The following is a 14,822-nucleotide window of genomic DNA, read 5'->3' as shown; positions in this document are numbered from 1 at the left end:
GCACAACAGACTACGACCCGGTCTTCTGACGTAACAAGTGCCGTGGACCCGACAATAATAACTCAGGAGTCATCCCGTGAAATCAGTAACCTTCCCGCACCGGGTGGCATTGGCAGCCGCCCTGTGTGCCAGTCTCGCCCTTCCCGCAATGGGGCATGCCCAGACAGAAGCCAAAGGTAGCGCTGAAATTCTTGAGCGGAGTTTCTGCGTGTTTGACCCGGTAGGAGCCAACGGGCCGCTGTTTGCGATTACCAAAACGTTTCAGCCCGTTGCCCTGAAAAACGGCATCAAGTTCAATCTGAGTGCTTACACCGATGAAAAGGTCGCGGCCGAAGACTTCAAGGCAGGCCAGTGCGATGCCGTGCTGCTTACGGGCACCCGTGCCCGGGAGTTCAACAAGTTTACCGGAAGCCTGGAGGCCATGGGTGCCGTACCCGGTGAAGAGGAAATGCGCCTGCTTTACAACACCCTCAGCCAGCCGAACGCCCGCCCGCTGCTGACCGACGGACCATACGAAGTAGCAGGCGTGTTCCCGGCTGGCGCGATTTACCTTTATACCCGTGATCGCACCATTGATTCCGTTGAGAAGCTGCAAGGCAAGCGCGTCGCAACACTGGATTTTGATGAGGCCTCCGTGCGCATGGTTCGCCACGTGGGTGCTTCCGTGGTCGGCTCAAACTCTGCCAATTTTGCCGGTAAGTTCAATAATGGCAGTGTGGATCTGGCCTATGCGCCAGCCGTGGCTTACACACCGCTGGAATTGTACAAGGGCGTAGAGCCGAATGGTGGGGTGCTGAAATACGCTCTGGCGTACATGAATTTCCAGGTCATCATCCATAGCGACCGGTTCCCGGACTCCGCGGGCCAGATGGTTCGTAATGAAGCCATCAAACGTCTTGATGAAGCCTACGAAATCATTGCCCAGGCGGAAGCCGAAATGCCTGAAAGCGTATGGATGACGCTGCCGCAGGAAGACACAGCCGAGTACGACAAAATGCTGCGCAAGGTCCGGCTTTCGCTGCTGGAGGACGGAGTCTACGACGAGCGGGCAATCAAGCTCATGAAGGCCATCCGCTGCCGTGTGGATGCAACCCGCTCGGAGTGTGCGTCTGTAGCCAGCCACTGATAAACCGCGTGTGGGTAAAGGGGCCCACCTGTGAATGCAGACAGGCCCCTGCTTCTGATCAGCGGAACGCGTCTTTGAGAGCCTTACCGGCTTTGAAACCGACAGTTTTGCTGGCGGGGATGCGGATAGATGCTCCGGTTTGAGGATTTCTACCGTCCCGTGCCTCACGTGCCCGGATGTTGAAGGTGCCAAAGCCGATCAGGGTAGTGTCTTCACCCCGGGCAGCTGCAGCCGAGACCTGGTCGGTAAAGGCGGTAATCACTTCACTGGCTTTCTCACGGGTAAGGCCGGTACGTTCGGCGATTGCTGCCGCAAGTTCAGGTTTGCGCATCGGGTGTTCCCTTTTTGTTTTTGATGGTTGGAGCCGCCGCCTGCCGGCGAGCGGTTACCTGAATCTATAGTGGTTTGCGGCTCTTTGTGCAAACCCGCAGCGGTTAAAACTGTGTACACCGGCGTCATTTGCGGCGCCGGTCTCAAAATGCTCAGGCCCGGTAGGCCATAATGCGGATCTGGTTACACACTGTAACAAGTTGCCTCGGGCAGGGGCCATGGCGGCATTCCGTGAGCCGCAAGTCAGAACAAAAATACGAAACGTTCAGAAGGTAAGAAACCATGATCCATTCCGGAACCTCACTTTCACAGTCTTCCAACAGAGGTTGTTGCCGCCCGCCCTCTGGATATTACCGGTGGCTGCGCTCGGCAGTCCGGCTCAAAGGCATTCTGATGACTCTGATCCTGGGTGCCCTGCTGTCAGGCTGCAGCATGGTCAATCATATGATGTACAAGACGACCGGCGATGTGATGCAGGGTTTTTCCCGGGAGCATACCATTCCCTACCTGATGGCCAGCGGGGATCTGGCAATGGGGTGCGCCATGAGCGAGGCCACTGCACCCTTGCTTATGTCTTTTGGCAGGGTCACCAGCGAGCCGGACCAGTTGGCCATCATGCTCTATCTTTCTGCTGGCGGCTGTGCCGAAGAACAGGGTCGTGAGCATGAGCTGGCGGCACTGGCGGCATTTTATGAAAGCGATGGTAACGCGGCGGAAGATGCCATGATTCGCCAGAAGCGTGCTTACGCGCTGGCTTCAAGGCGTTACCTCAAGTCCTGGGAGCACCACAACGCATTTTACGGAGAGCCCGGCACAGGTGAATGCCCGGATTTTGACGATGATCTGGACGAATTCGTTTATCTCGCGGGTCTGCTTTCAGGCCTCCAGGCCCTTAACTCGGAAATTCAGTCGACGTCTTCTATCGGTGTACCCAAAAACGTAGGTACCGTTGTGGGCCGGGCTACAAGCTGCCTGGAAAACGACAAATGGTGGGGGGCGCCCATGGCGTTGAGAGCAACTGTGTGGGCCATGATGCCCGGCGCTTTGCCCGAAGGAGAGGACGCTTTTGAGCGACTGGCCATGGCGGATCGCCAGGGCGAAGAGGCAGGCGTTCGCCTGAGCCATGTTTTCCATGCCATTGCAGCCATCAATAAAGGTGACGAGGCCAGGGTAAAGGCGGTGATTCGCCAGCATGCGGAGTCTCTGGAGGCGCGACCTGCCAATGAAGACTGGGCCTTTGTGGATGCCATGGCAACCAGCATGATTGTTGCGGTCTCTGATCGCATGTGGGTAGAGAATACCGGCCACCGCACGCCGTTGGGGCAACTTGGCACTTTCTGGGATGACCAGCAGAAAGAAGTCGAGACCATGGATCTGGATGATCTGCTGTAATCCACCAACGCTCCAGAGAATGTCGCTATGTTAAAGGGTGGTTTTCATCGCAGTGGCCTGGAATGGTTTTCATCACTGCCTGCGTGCCTGCTGTTGCTGTCTGTGGTGCTTTTTTCCACAAGCAGCGATATTCACAACCAGATGTTGCGTGGTGGTGAGCAGCTCTGGAGCGGTTATTACAAACTGCGTTTGGATCCGGCTGCACCAACCTGTAACCCGGAGCAGGACATAGATGCTGCGGTTGCGCGCGAGCTGGCACAAGAACCGGCTGACGACGACCCCATGGCAGCCTTACTGGGTGCCCAGGAGAAAGACCCTGCTGATGTCCGGCTGGCTATTGAGCGTTCGGTTGCCGACTGTAAAGCCGCCCACCAGAACTATGACAACCTCCGTGACAGGCTCACCCCCGGAGTCAAGGCCTACCGGGCCGTGGAGCTGTTCATTGCAGACCTGATTGCTTTTGGCCTCCAGTCCCAGCGCTATATTCTGGTTGTGCTGGTTATGTTGTGTGCGGTTACTGCAACGCTGACCCGTCACCATATCGCCATGCGTGCCATGGAAACCCGGCTGGACTACACGGTTTCCCTCACGCTCCAGACTCTTGCCAATGCCATGCTGCTGGGCTCCAGCCTGATTTTCCGGCAGTCCAGTATAGGCTCGGATACCACCATGTCGTCCGACGAGCTGTTGCTGCACAACCTCTGGATTACCGGTTTTGCCTGTCTCACGCTGGCGAGTCTTTACCGGCTGATTCGCGTGCCGTCGGGTCTGGCTCCTGGCGGCAGCCTGAACAAAGCTTTTCTTGCGGTGCCGCTGTATACCGTTATGTGTCTGATTTCCGGGAGCTATTTTGCCTTGATAGGGCATGCGTCCGGTATTGGCATTTATCTGGGCAAGATGATGGAACTGGCGGACATGTTTCTCAATGTGGGCCTGTATGTCTGGGTGGGTATGATGCTCAAGCAGACTCGCCTGGCTACCCTGGTGTTCAATGTGTTCCGGCCATGGCGCATGCCACCGGAAATGCTGGCAGTGGTTGCCGTACTGGTGGCTGCCATTCCCACCGCCTACACCGGCGCTTCCGGGATTTTCGTGATTGCTGCCGGCGCTGTTATCTATAGTGAACTGCGTGCTGCCGGAGCGCGCCGGCAGTTGGCGCTGGCCGCAACGGCCATGTCCGGTTCTCTGGGTGTGGTGTTACGCCCCTGCCTGCTGGTTGTGGTGATCGCCTACCTGAACCGGGAAGTCACTACCGATGAGCTGTTTGGCTGGGGTATCTGGGTGTTCGTGCTGACGGCGGCCATGTTTACCCTGGTTGCGCTCACCGTGAACCGCCAGAGCAGGTTCGACCTTGCACCCGCATCCCGGGCCCTGCCCGCCATGTTACAGGCGATCAAGCCCCTGATCCCTTACGCACTGGTGATTGCGGGTGTGGTGCTGCTTTATCGCTATGCACTGGACGTTCGTATGGATGAGTTCTCGGCACCACGTCTGCTGCCGGTCATCATGCTGGCGGTGCTGCTGTACGAACATATAAGTCTGAAAAACCGGAAGGGCACAGCCTCAGGGGAGATCAACCATCAGGGCCTGGAACGCAGCCTGCGTGGAGCCACCAACGACACCACCGCCGAAATCGGCGCGTTGCTGTTGTTGCTGGGTCTTTCGGTAAGTATCGGTGGTGTGATTGAGCGTTCCCATGTCATGCAGAGTTTCCCCCAGGCGTTTGACAGTGCCTGGTCTGCCATGTTGCTGATGGTGGTGATTCTGGTCATCCTCGGGATGATCATGGATGCCTTCGGTGCCGTCATCCTGGTTACGGCGACTGTCGCGACCATAGCCTATGCCAGCGGAATTCACCCCATCCATTTCTGGATGGTAACACTGGTTGCCTTTGAGCTGGGTTATCTGAGCCCTCCGGTTGCATTGAACCATCTGCTGACACGGCAAGTGGTTGGTGAAGCCGAGGTGCTGGCGGCCCAGCAGGAAACCGGCAGCTTCTATCAGCGCCATGAGCGTATCATCATGCCCCTTATTGCCATGGGCATCTCGCTGGTGCTGGTGGCCTTTGTGCCATTGCTGTTCTACGCCTGAGTGAACTCAATCGGGCTCGAAGGCGCCTTTGTGGAAGTTGATGGCGGCATCGACTTCCTCAATACCACAAACTTTCGGCTCCGGCGGTTCAGCACCCGCCAGCACCCGCAGCACTGAATGCACGCTTCGGGACAGAGATTCGGTGTTGTAGCCACCTTCAAGAATCATGGCCAGCCGGCCCTGGCAGTGTTTATCTGCAATCTGCCGGACAACGCCGGTCATGGCGGCGAAGCCCTCATAGCTGACGTTGAGGGCGAGATCAAAAGAGTGCGCATCAAAGCCGGCGGAGACCAGAATCAGGTCGGGTCTGAAATAGTCCGCAGCGGGAACCAGGATTTCCCTCAATGCTTTAAGGTACGCTGCGTCGCCCGCGCCTGCAGGCATCGGAACGTTCACAGTCGTACCTTCACCCAGCCCTGCGCCTGTGTCTGCCAGCGCACCGCTGCCGGGGTAAAACGGCGAAGCCCGGTGCAGATCAAAAAACATCACATCCGGATCGGCCCAGAAAATATCCTGTGTTCCGTTGCCGTGGTGGGCATCCCAGTCAACAATCAGAACGCGCTCACACCCCAGCTCGGCTTGAGCGTGCGCGGCTGCCACCGCTGTGTTATTGAACAGGCAAAAGCCCCGGGCACGGGTCGGCTCCGCATGGTGCCCGGGCGGGCGGACCATCGCAAATGCGCTCCTGCTATCGCCTGTGATGACCGCCTCAACAGCCGCGATGGACGTGCCGGCAGCCACTTCCGCAGCTTCGATGCTGCCCGGTGATACTGCGGTCGTATCCACATCCAGCCAGGCGCTTTTACTGCGCAGCGCAAAAATATGCTCCAGGAAGGAGGTCGTGTGAACCCGTGCCAGTTGCTCGCGTGTAGCTTTCTGGCCCCCGGCGACTCTTACACCGGGAATGGGTTCCCGTGCCAGCAGGTCCATGATGGCAATCAGCCGGCCGGGATGTTCCGGATACTTCCACTGAGCGTTCAGGCCTGACAGGATTGCCCGAACCCGCTTGTCGAGCCGGCCCGGCAGAAAATCCACATTGGTGTCGGGGTAATGAGCAAGCACTCTCTCATCGTAAAAGACGGTCACATCATTTTTTTCAGACAAGTATTCAGCCTCCACCGGCCTGCTCGCAGAACTACGTTACCGGGCGTAACCGCAGGCCGTTCCTGAACAAGCATAGCCTCAAAAGCAACCGCAGGCGATTGGCTCGGGCATAATCAAACGGCCAGAAAGGGTTGGCCGGAAGTGGCTGATCCGCACGGGCTGGCAAGATTCCGGTTCCGGCACAAAAAAAGCGCCGTGCTTTCGCAGGGCGCTTTTCTGGTCTGGCAGGCTCAGAGTTTCGGACCGGCCTCGACAATGGCATCGGAAACATCAAACTTCCTGAAGTTTTCCACGAACTGTTTGATCAGTTCTTCTGCTTTTCCGTCGTAGTACTCAGGGCTGGTCCAGGTGTTACGCGGGTTAAGCAGGGCAGTATCCACACCCGGCACATAGGTGGGCACGTCCAGGTTCAGGGCAGGCAGGTGCTCAGTCTCCACATCGTCCAGATCGCCATTCTGAATCGCGCTGATAATGGCGCGGGTCGTCGGAATGCTGAAGCGGGTGCCTTCGCCATAGGGCCCGCCGGTCCAGCCTGTGTTTACCAGAAATACCTTGCTGCCGTATTCGTCCATGCGCTTCATCAGCAACTCTGCATACACACCAGCCGGGCGCGGGAAGAAAGGTGCACCAAAGCAGGTGGAGAAGGTGGACTTGAGTTTGGACGATGAGCCCATTTCTGTGGAGCCGACCAGCGCTGTGTAACCACTCAGGAAGTGATAGGCAGCACCTTCGCGGCTCAGGATGGACACGGGGGGCAATACGCCGGTCATGTCACACGTCAGGAAAACAATGTGGGAAGGCTCACCGGCACGGTTTTCCAGTACGCGTTTTTCCACATGCTCCAGTGGGTAGGCACAGCGGGAATTCTCGGTCAGGGACACATCGTTGTAATCCGGTTCGCGGGTATCCGGATCAATGGTCACGTTCTCAACAATGGCGCCGAACCGGATGGCGTCCCAGATGATTGGCTCGTTCTTCCTGCTCAGGTCTATGCATTTGGCGTAGCAACCGCCTTCAATATTGAACACGGTTCCCGGGCCCCAGCCATGCTCGTCGTCCCCGATCAGGAAACGGTGAGGGTCGGCGGACAGGGTGGTTTTGCCGGTACCCGAGAGGCCGAAGAAAAGGCAGGTTTCGCCATTTTCACCCACATTCGCGGAGCAGTGCATTGGCAGCACATCTTTTTCCGGCAGAAGGAAATTCTGCACGGAGAACATGGCTTTTTTCATTTCGCCAGCGTAGTGCATGCCTGCCAGCAGTACCTTGCGGCGGGCAAAGTTGATAATCACACAGCCATCGCTGTTGGTGCCGTCGCGCTCCGGTACACATTCGAAGTGGGCAGCGTTCAGAATCTGCCATTCCTGCTTGTCAGCCTGGTTGTAGTGTTCCGGGCGAATGAACAGGTTGCGGCCAAACAGATTCTGCCACGCGGTCTCGGTGGTCATTTTCACGGGCAGGTAATGCTCGGGATCAGAGCCAACGTGAACATGAGAGACAAAGCGGTCTCTTTCAGCAATGTAGGCTTCTACACGATCCCAGAGGGCGTCGAATTTATCGGCATCGAAAGGACGGTTGATGGGCCCCCAATGGATGTCGTCAGACGTACTTGGTTCCTCGACGATATAGCGATCCATAGGGGATCGACCGGTACGTTCACCGGTTTTTACAACCAGTGAACCGTTGGAAGCCAGTTGGCCTTCTTTACGCTCCAGCGCCTGCTCGACCAGCTGTGCTGTACTCAGATCATTATAAGTGTTGCTCACTTCGACCTCGCCCTCGGGATGTCTTAGTGATTGCCCAGGCCGCCTAACCCGGAAATTGACGGAAAACTGAACAATCGAGTCAATTCAGGCGCGCTATTATGCCAGAGGCGCCGATAAAAAACGACTGCACCGGAAGCCGCATGATTGCTGGCTTCCAGGCGAATCCATAAGCTCTTCTAGTGTAACGTATGGCCAGCGAAAAGATGATCAATATCATTCCTGTCGAAGCGATAATGTGCGTGACAGAACTGGCAGTCCATATCAATGGCACCCTGTTCTTCAAGAATGCTGTAACACTCGTCTTTGCCAATGGCTTCCAGCGCGGCCAGGGTTCTGTCCCGGGAGCAGCTGCATTTGAACGCGACGTTTTCGGCGCCAAAAAGACGAACCGTTTCTTCGTTGAACAGTCGGTGTAGCAAGGTTTCGCTGTCCAGTTCCAGCAGTTCAGCGGCTTCAACGGTGCGTGCCAGATGGTTGACCCGCTCCCAGAGTTCGTTGTCTTCTTCGGTGGCACCGGGCAGGCGCTGAAGCATCAGGCCGGCGGCGCCTTGGTCATCGGCAAAAAGAAACAGGCTGGTGGGCAACTGCTCCGAGCGTTCGAAATACTCTTCAAGACATCCGGCGAGGCTGTCCCGCTCCCGCGGCACAACGCCCTGGTAACGGTTGCCCTCCCGCGGCGTGATGGTAATGGCCATGCGCCCGTTGCCAAGCAGGTTGTGAAAGCTGTCTTCAGCCACAGCGTGCTCATCAAATCTCGCCAGGCCGCGAATCTGGCGCTCATTACTGCATTCGGCCATCAGAGTTCGCAATGGCCCCTCGCCCTGGGCCTGGATCGACAGGGTGCCCTCGAACTTCAGGCTGCTGCTCATAACAATGCTCGCCACCAACGCTTCACCCAGCAGGCCGCGAATGGATTCGGGATAGGGCGCCTGGTTGGTGATCTCCCTGTAACTTTCGCCAAGCTGAACCCAGGCTCCGCGCACCTGGCTGTGTTCAAAGATAAAACGCTGGAACTGGTCGCGGGATGCCATGCTGGTTCTCCTGAAAACTGAATGCCTGGTTTGGTGGGTGGCGGCAGGGTGATCCTGTTCAGAGGCCGTTCTGGTCTCGGAACCGTTGAATATCACGGCGGTCTTTCTTGGACGGGCGCCTGGCGGGTGGCAATTGCGCGGCCTGCATGGTTTTACGCTGCCACGCGAGATCTTCCCGCTTTTTTACGCTGTCTTCGGTTTCATGGTAAAGCTTCTGGGCTTCGGGCGCTCCGCGCCTGCGTTCAGTTACCCCGTCTACAACAACGACTTTCTCCTGCCAGCCGAGGCGCAAGGTTATCATCGCACCCGGCTCAACCAGCCTGCCGGGTTTGCAGCGTTGACTGTTGTAGTGAACCTTACCGCCTTCAACCGCTTCTTTTGCCAGGGACCGGGTTTTGTAGAAACGTGCAGCCCAAAGCCATTTATCAAGTCTTACGCGTTGATCGTCTGAACTGGATGCCGCCATGTCTCCTCACCTAAGGGGCGTATGCCCGGATTATAACGCTGTCAGCCGGTAGATGGCAGTGGCCGTTGCGCTTGGATTGCGGTCAGAACCTCATCAAAGTGATGCACGCAGGGAATCTTCTCATGGGTTTTCCGGGCGGCCTGTTTGCTGTCAGGGGCGAGAATTCCAAGGCATTGCGCGATACCGGCGGACCGGGCGCTCTCCAATACCGGAAAACTGTCATCAACCAGCAGTGTGGCGGAGGCTCTGTAGGGCGTGAGTCGCTGCAGATCATGCCAGAACGCTGTGTCTTCTTTCGGTTTGCCCAGTTGATGGCTGGACACAATGCTATCCACAAGAGTGTCGAGGCCGGTCCGTTGCAGTTTCAGCTCAAGCGGGTCCGGATGGCAGTTGGTCACGATCACAGACTGCAGCCCGGTATTTTTGAGCGTCTGAAGAAAGTCAGCCACATGAGGGCGGTAACCTATGCGATCGCCAATCTCGGACTTCAGGCCGGTGATGTCCATGTCCAGCCGATTGCTCCAGTAGTCTGTGCAATACCAGTTAAGCGTGCCTTTTTCGGCCATGATCATGCTGATCAGTTGATCTTTGGCTTCGCCGGGGGGCAGATTGTGGTGTTCCGCGTACCGCCTGGGCAGGTGCTCCAGCCAGAAGTGATTGTCGAAGTGCAGATCAAGCAGTGTTCCGTCCATGTCCAGGAACACGGTTTCGAGGGATGTCCAGTTGATCATAAGCAAAAACAGCCTGAAAAATTTTCTTCAGGCTGCCGCAGATCCTGGCCTGAGGCAAGCCGGGATATTACTGATGCCATGAGTAGAAGGCTTGCAGGCCGGGTTCAGTTGCCTGACTGTTCAACCGTCTCTGATTTCCGACCTGATTTTGTGCAGCCCAGGCAGCGCACGAAGGTTGCTTTTGCCGGGCCGACTACCAGAACCTCTCCTGCTTCTTCAGCATTGCCACCGAGCAGGGAGAACGGCAGAGACACCAGGTAGACGGCGGCCCCCACAACGGTGGTGGCCAGCAGAACCGGGCGGACAAACACAGCGTCGCCAGCCATGGCCAGTGCAGATGGACTTTCATCAATGGGGCGTGCATGGCCCGCGGATGAAAAAGCCAGAAGGCAGGCCGCCACAGTGGCCATCAGGGTGCGTGAAATCGTGCGGGTCATTGTCTGTCTCCTGAACTTTCGGGGCCCCGTTGGCACCGGATTGTAGTAACCGGTACGTGGTTCGTATCGGGAAAATCGAACCTTATTGTAACTCCCGGGTATGAATCCTCTGTTAACTATGAATCATATTTACGTATTTTCAAACGAATTTTCGTTGCAAATTGTGCATTTCAGTGCGTTTCGGGCAGGGGGTGTACAGAGCTATCGCTGACACCGTGTGCAGTAAACCGTGGACCGGCCGCCCATGCGGATTTCCTTCAGCGCTGTCCCGCACTCCGGGCAGGGCTCCCCGGCCCGGCCATAAACCAGCAGTGACTGGGCGAAATAACCTGGCTTGCCGTCACTGTTCACGAAGTCCCTCAGGGTGGTGCCACCCATCAGGATTGCGGCGCTCAGGGTTTCACGGATGGCTTCCACAAGGCACCGGTAACGATCGAGACTTATGCGCCCGGCCTTGCGCCCGGGGTGAATGCCGGCTTTGAACAGGGCTTCGTTGGCGTATATGTTGCCCACGCCCACAACCACATGGCTGTCCATAATGAAGGATTTCACCGGGGTGTTTCTGGAGCGCGAGCGCTGGAATAACATTCGGCCGTTGAACTCCGGCGACAGCGGTTCCGGGCCGAGGCTGGCAATCAGCGGGTGTGCGGATGCTGAATCCGCCCAAAGCCAGCAGCCAAACCGTCGCGGGTCGTTAAAACGCAGGGTCACGCCGGATTCCAGTACAAGGTCGATGTGGTCGTGTTTTCCGGCTGGTGTGTCCCCGGTGATGATGCGAAGGCTGCCGGACATGCCCAGATGAACGATGGCGGTGCCATGGTCCAGGTTCAGAAACAGGTATTTGGCGCGCCGCTCCACCGACCGGATAGTCTCGCCTTCCATTCGTGCCGCAAGATCTCCCGGCACCGGCCAGCGCAGTCTGCCATTGCGTATTTTGATCCGGTGGATAGCCTGGCCTTCACAGAAAGGTGCAATGCCGCGTCTTGTGGTTTCAACTTCGGGTAATTCGGGCACTCAGTCCGTCTCCGGTCAAATTATGTGGGGCGAGATGTTGCGCAGGTGTGAGCGGTAACAAATTTGCTTTTAAAGCGGTTGTTCTGGCTAACACCTGTACGCTAAAGTGAGTGTGCTGGCGTCTTTTTGCGGTCGCCAAAGTTTTGCTTTGAGGATTAACTATGTGGTTTAACGGTCTTCTTGACCTGTCGGTGATGCAGCTGATTCTGGTTGCTCTGGGTATGACCCACATCACCATTATCAGTGTAACGCTCTATCTGCATCGCCATTCCGCCCACAATTCACTGGACCTGCATCCTGTTCTGAAGCACTTTTTCCGCTTCTGGTTGTGGCTGACCACAGCGCAGAATACCAAAGAATGGACGGCGATCCATCGTAAGCATCATGCCAAATGCGAAACCGCTGAGGATCCGCACAGCCCGGTGGTGCTGGGAATAAAGAAAGTACTGTTTGAAGGCGCCGAGCTCTATGCCTCGGCGGCCACACCCGAGACGCTTGAGCGCTACGGCCAGCGCACGCCGGATGACTGGGTTGAGCGCAGGATATACAGCCGCTACAGAACGCTGGGCATCACCTTGATGGCGCTGGCTGATCTGGCGCTCTTCGGCGTGCATGGCATTTGGATCTGGGCTGTGCAGATGGTGTGGATACCCTTCTGGGCTGCCGGTGTGGTGAATGGAGTCGGCCATTGGATGGGTTACCGTAATTTCGAGTGTGCGGATAACGCCCGCAACATTTCTCCATTGGGAATCCTGGTCGGCGGTGAAGAACTGCACAATAATCACCACACCTATCCGAATTCATCCAAGCTTTCGCGCCGCTGGTACGAAGTGGATATTGGCTGGGGCTACATCCGCCTGTTTCAGGGGCTTGGTCTTGCCAAACCCAAAGGGTACCGGCCCATTGCCCACTACGTTCCTGGCAAGCTGGATGTGGATGTGGAAACCGTGCAGGCCATCGCCAATAACCGCTTTGATATCATGCGCCAATACCGCAAACGTGTGACAGAACCTGTTTTGCGCCAGCAAAAGAGCCTGATGGATGATGAGATCCGGCCCAGGTATCGCAAGCTCAAGCAGCTGCTGTCGCGGGAAGTGACGCTGATAAAGCCCCGGGAAAAAGAAACGCTGGAGTCGGTTCTGGAGACTAACGCCGTTTTGCGCCAGATTTACGAGATGAGTAACGAGTTGCAGGCCCTATGGCGCCAGCGCGGGCTCAAGCCTCAGGAGAAGCTGCAGGCGCTGATGCGGTGGTGCAAAGAGGCGGAAGCCAGCGGCATCCGTTATCTGGAAGAGTTTGCGGCGCACTTGCGGGCTTACTCACTGCGTCCTGCCGCCTGAACTACCCGGTACAGACAGTAAGTGACCTGCCCTGCGGTTTTTTGCCGGTACAACTGCCAGTTGGCGGGGGCCGCCGGCGCCGGCAGGTCGCTCTCATGCTCCACATAAACCCAGCCCCCGGGTTTTACCCATCCCCGGGAGTCCAGCAGCGAAAACAAAGTGGTTAGCCAGCCCTGCCGGAACGGGGGGTCCATAAAGACAATATCGAAAGGCTCCCGCTGTCGCTGGCTGAGGTAGGTGTCCGCACCGGCACATACCACAGTGCCCGCATCCGAACCCAGCAGCCTCAGATTGTCCCGCAATGTCGTTGCCAGACTGGCGTTGTTGTCAACAAGTGTGGCCTGCGCAGCGCCTCTCGAGAGTGCCTCCAGGCCCAGTGCGCCGGAGCCGGCAAACAGATCCAGGCAGTCGCTGCCCGCCAGGTGGAAGGATAGCCAGTTAAACAGGGTTTCCCGTGTGCGGGCAGGGGTCGGGCGCACGCCGCCGGCGTCCGGAAAACGCAGTTTGCGGCTGCGCCAGTCACCCCCGATTATGCGCAGTTCGCCGCAAGCGCTATGCGGGCGGGCTGGCCCTCTTGGAGGTTTGTTTGAGTGGCGCGGACCAGCGGATTTTCGGCGCGTCATGAATTGGCTCCGGGTGGCGTGATGTTCTGTATTGCCGGCATATCTTATCGGAAATCGGGGTATTGCCGATATTCCGGGGCATCCTCACTTCCACGGGACAGTCTGCTAGAATGTGCGCTTTGTTTGTCCCGCCCATTCAGACTGATGGTATGACTTTATGATGGCAGAGTGGATTTCAGTCGGCCTTCTGGCCCTTCTTGTACTCGTGTTTGTTCTGGATATTGCCAGCAACCGCCGCCGTGTGCCGCGCCCAAAGCCGGTTCCCCACCGCAAACCGGAGGCGCTGAAAGGTCCTGAGCCCAAGGCGCCGGTCGAGAAAAAAGCCGCTGAAGCCGCACCGGAGGTTACCACCGAGGAGCCCCCGGCCGCCCCTGAGCCGAAGGTTGAGCCGGCACCCGAGCCGGAAATAAGCCCTGAACCTGAACCAGAAGCAGAGCCCCAGCTCAGTGTTTTCGAGCGCATCAAACAGGGTCTGGGCAAAACCCGTGCAAGCCTTACCGGTGGTATGGCGGATCTGTTCTCAATCGGCAAGAAAATCGATGAAGACCTGCTGGAAGAAATTGAAACCACGCTGCTTATGGCGGATGTGGGGGTGACGGCAACGTCGGAAATAATTGAAGCCCTTACCGACAAGCTCCGACGCAATCAGCTGAAAGATGGCGAGGCCCTGCGCAAGGCTCTGCGCGACGAGCTGCATGGCCTGCTCAAGGATGTTACCAGGCCGCTGATCCTGGATGCGGCGCAGAAGCCATACGTAATTCTGATGGTTGGTGTGAATGGCGTAGGTAAAACCACCACGATTGGCAAGCTCACCAAAAAATTCCAGAGTGAGGGCAAGTCGGTCATGCTGGCCGCTGGTGATACCTTCCGTGCTGCGGCGGTTGAACAGTTGCAGGTCTGGGGTGAGCGAAATGATGTGCCTGTTATTGCCCAGCACACGGGGGCAGACAGTGCCTCGGTGATTTTTGATGCGATTCAGTCAGGCAAGTCCCGTGGTGTGGATGTTGTGATTGCCGATACTGCCGGCCGGTTGCAGAACAAAGACAATCTGATGAGCGAACTGGAAAAGGTGGTCCGGGTAATGAAAAAGCTGGACGACACGGCGCCCCACGAAGTCATGCTGGTACTGGACGCGGGAACGGGGCAGAACGCCCTGAGCCAGGCGCAAGTGTTCCAGAAAGCGGTTGGCGTAACTGGCATTACCTTAACGAAACTGGACGGCACGGCCAAAGGCGGTATCGTGTTTGCTATTGCCCGCCAGTTGCAGCTTCCTATCCGTTTTATTGGTGTGGGCGAGCAGGTAGACGACCTGCGTACCTTTGATGCCGAGACCTTTGTGGATGCCCTGTTTGCTGAATAATTTACCGGATAGTC

Annotated in this window: 14 protein-coding genes; 5 read left to right on the top strand and 9 right to left on the bottom strand. The window is 57.2% G+C overall.

Annotated features, from left to right (window positions below):
• The first annotated feature begins 148 nt into the window (after nucleotides 1-148).
• A complete protein-coding gene (locus CDH48_RS12805) occupies nucleotides 149-1,126 on the top strand; it encodes a putative solute-binding protein (protein WP_379923432.1) in 978 nt (325 codons plus the stop codon).
• 58 nt (nucleotides 1,127-1,184) lie between these two features.
• On the opposite strand, the gene CDH48_RS12800 is transcribed toward CDH48_RS12805, so the two are convergent.
• A complete protein-coding gene (locus CDH48_RS12800; RefSeq protein ID WP_100689143.1) occupies nucleotides 1,185-1,457 on the bottom strand; it encodes an HU family DNA-binding protein in 273 nt (90 codons plus the stop codon).
• A 392-nt stretch (nucleotides 1,458-1,849) separates the two neighbouring features.
• Between CDH48_RS12800 and CDH48_RS12795 the strand changes: the two genes are divergently transcribed.
• Nucleotides 1,850-2,848 carry a hypothetical protein gene (locus CDH48_RS12795; protein ID WP_227521083.1) on the top strand — a complete coding sequence of 333 codons (999 nt, stop codon included), beginning with the start codon at nucleotides 1,850-1,852 and terminating at the stop codon, nucleotides 2,846-2,848.
• Between the two features lie 27 nt (nucleotides 2,849-2,875).
• Nucleotides 2,876-4,939 (top strand): TRAP transporter large permease subunit, encoded by a 2,064-nt coding sequence (locus CDH48_RS12790; protein WP_100689142.1) that lies wholly within the window; start codon nucleotides 2,876-2,878, stop codon nucleotides 4,937-4,939.
• A 6-nt stretch (nucleotides 4,940-4,945) separates the two neighbouring features.
• On the opposite strand, the gene CDH48_RS12785 is transcribed toward CDH48_RS12790, so the two are convergent.
• The 7 genes from CDH48_RS12785 to mutM form a co-directional block, all read right to left on the bottom strand.
• On the bottom strand, nucleotides 4,946-6,043 hold the full coding sequence (locus CDH48_RS12785) for a histone deacetylase family protein (protein WP_100689141.1): 1,098 nt from the start codon (nucleotides 6,041-6,043) through the stop codon (nucleotides 4,946-4,948).
• 230 nt (nucleotides 6,044-6,273) lie between these two features.
• Entirely contained in the window at nucleotides 6,274-7,806 is a 1,533-nt protein-coding gene (locus CDH48_RS12780) for a phosphoenolpyruvate carboxykinase (RefSeq protein ID WP_100689140.1), read from the bottom strand.
• 176 nt (nucleotides 7,807-7,982) lie between these two features.
• On the bottom strand, nucleotides 7,983-8,837 hold the full coding sequence (hslO, locus tag CDH48_RS12775) for an Hsp33 family molecular chaperone HslO (protein ID WP_100689139.1): 855 nt from the start codon (nucleotides 8,835-8,837) through the stop codon (nucleotides 7,983-7,985).
• Between the two features lie 58 nt (nucleotides 8,838-8,895).
• Nucleotides 8,896-9,303: a ribosome-associated heat shock protein Hsp15 gene (gene hslR / locus CDH48_RS12770; protein WP_100689138.1), complete on the bottom strand. Its 408-nt coding sequence runs from the start codon at nucleotides 9,301-9,303 to the stop codon at nucleotides 8,896-8,898.
• Nucleotides 9,304-9,344: 41 nt separating this feature from the next.
• The gene (gene yrfG / locus CDH48_RS12765) at nucleotides 9,345-10,034 is read right to left on the bottom strand and encodes a GMP/IMP nucleotidase (protein WP_100689137.1); all 690 of its coding nucleotides are present in this window, start codon (nucleotides 10,032-10,034) and stop codon (nucleotides 9,345-9,347) included.
• Between the two features lie 104 nt (nucleotides 10,035-10,138).
• Nucleotides 10,139-10,471 carry a hypothetical protein gene (locus CDH48_RS12760; RefSeq protein ID WP_100689136.1) on the bottom strand — a complete coding sequence of 111 codons (333 nt, stop codon included), beginning with the start codon at nucleotides 10,469-10,471 and terminating at the stop codon, nucleotides 10,139-10,141.
• A 201-nt stretch (nucleotides 10,472-10,672) separates the two neighbouring features.
• Nucleotides 10,673-11,485 (bottom strand): bifunctional DNA-formamidopyrimidine glycosylase/DNA-(apurinic or apyrimidinic site) lyase, encoded by an 813-nt coding sequence (mutM, locus tag CDH48_RS12755; protein WP_100689135.1) that lies wholly within the window; start codon nucleotides 11,483-11,485, stop codon nucleotides 10,673-10,675.
• Between the two features lie 161 nt (nucleotides 11,486-11,646).
• On the opposite strand from mutM, the gene CDH48_RS12750 reads away from it, so the two are divergent.
• Nucleotides 11,647-12,825 carry a DesA family fatty acid desaturase gene (locus CDH48_RS12750; RefSeq protein WP_100689134.1) on the top strand — a complete coding sequence of 393 codons (1,179 nt, stop codon included), beginning with the start codon at nucleotides 11,647-11,649 and terminating at the stop codon, nucleotides 12,823-12,825.
• Here the strand turns inward: CDH48_RS12750 and rsmD are convergent.
• Nucleotides 12,801-13,448 carry a 16S rRNA (guanine(966)-N(2))-methyltransferase RsmD gene (gene rsmD, locus CDH48_RS12745; protein WP_100689133.1) on the bottom strand — a complete coding sequence of 216 codons (648 nt, stop codon included), beginning with the start codon at nucleotides 13,446-13,448 and terminating at the stop codon, nucleotides 12,801-12,803. The genes CDH48_RS12750 and rsmD overlap by 25 nt on opposite strands.
• A gap of 157 nt (nucleotides 13,449-13,605) precedes the next feature.
• On the opposite strand from rsmD, the gene ftsY reads away from it, so the two are divergent.
• Nucleotides 13,606-14,808 carry a signal recognition particle-docking protein FtsY gene (ftsY, locus tag CDH48_RS12740; RefSeq protein WP_100689132.1) on the top strand — a complete coding sequence of 401 codons (1,203 nt, stop codon included), beginning with the start codon at nucleotides 13,606-13,608 and terminating at the stop codon, nucleotides 14,806-14,808.
• The last annotated feature ends 14 nt before the right edge of the window (nucleotides 14,809-14,822 follow it).

This window comes from Marinobacter aromaticivorans, from assembly GCF_002806975.1.
Lineage (GTDB): Bacteria > Pseudomonadota > Gammaproteobacteria > Pseudomonadales > Oleiphilaceae > Marinobacter > Marinobacter aromaticivorans.
This window is presented reverse-complemented; position numbering and strand designations above follow the sequence as displayed.

Bases quoted from the DNA above. Each gene is read 5' to 3' on its own strand.
- CDH48_RS12805 (WP_379923432.1), top strand. From the start codon at position 149: ATGGGGCATGCCCAGACAGAAGCCAAAGGTAGCGCTGAAATTCTTGAG.
- CDH48_RS12800 (WP_100689143.1), bottom strand. From the start codon at position 1,457: ATGCGCAAACCTGAACTTGCGGCAGCAATCGCCGAACGTACCGGCCTT.
- CDH48_RS12795 (WP_227521083.1), top strand. From the start codon at position 1,850: ATGACTCTGATCCTGGGTGCCCTGCTGTCAGGCTGCAGCATGGTCAAT.
- CDH48_RS12790 (WP_100689142.1), top strand. From the start codon at position 2,876: ATGTTAAAGGGTGGTTTTCATCGCAGTGGCCTGGAATGGTTTTCATCA.
- hslO (WP_100689139.1), bottom strand. From the start codon at position 8,837: ATGGCATCCCGCGACCAGTTCCAGCGTTTTATCTTTGAACACAGCCAG.
- hslR (WP_100689138.1), bottom strand. From the start codon at position 9,303: ATGGCGGCATCCAGTTCAGACGATCAACGCGTAAGACTTGATAAATGG.
- yrfG (WP_100689137.1), bottom strand. From the start codon at position 10,034: ATGATCAACTGGACATCCCTCGAAACCGTGTTCCTGGACATGGACGGA.
- CDH48_RS12760 (WP_100689136.1), bottom strand. From the start codon at position 10,471: ATGACCCGCACGATTTCACGCACCCTGATGGCCACTGTGGCGGCCTGC.
- CDH48_RS12750 (WP_100689134.1), top strand. From the start codon at position 11,647: ATGTGGTTTAACGGTCTTCTTGACCTGTCGGTGATGCAGCTGATTCTG.
- rsmD (WP_100689133.1), bottom strand. From the start codon at position 13,448: ATGACGCGCCGAAAATCCGCTGGTCCGCGCCACTCAAACAAACCTCCA.
- ftsY (WP_100689132.1), top strand. From the start codon at position 13,606: ATGATGGCAGAGTGGATTTCAGTCGGCCTTCTGGCCCTTCTTGTACTC.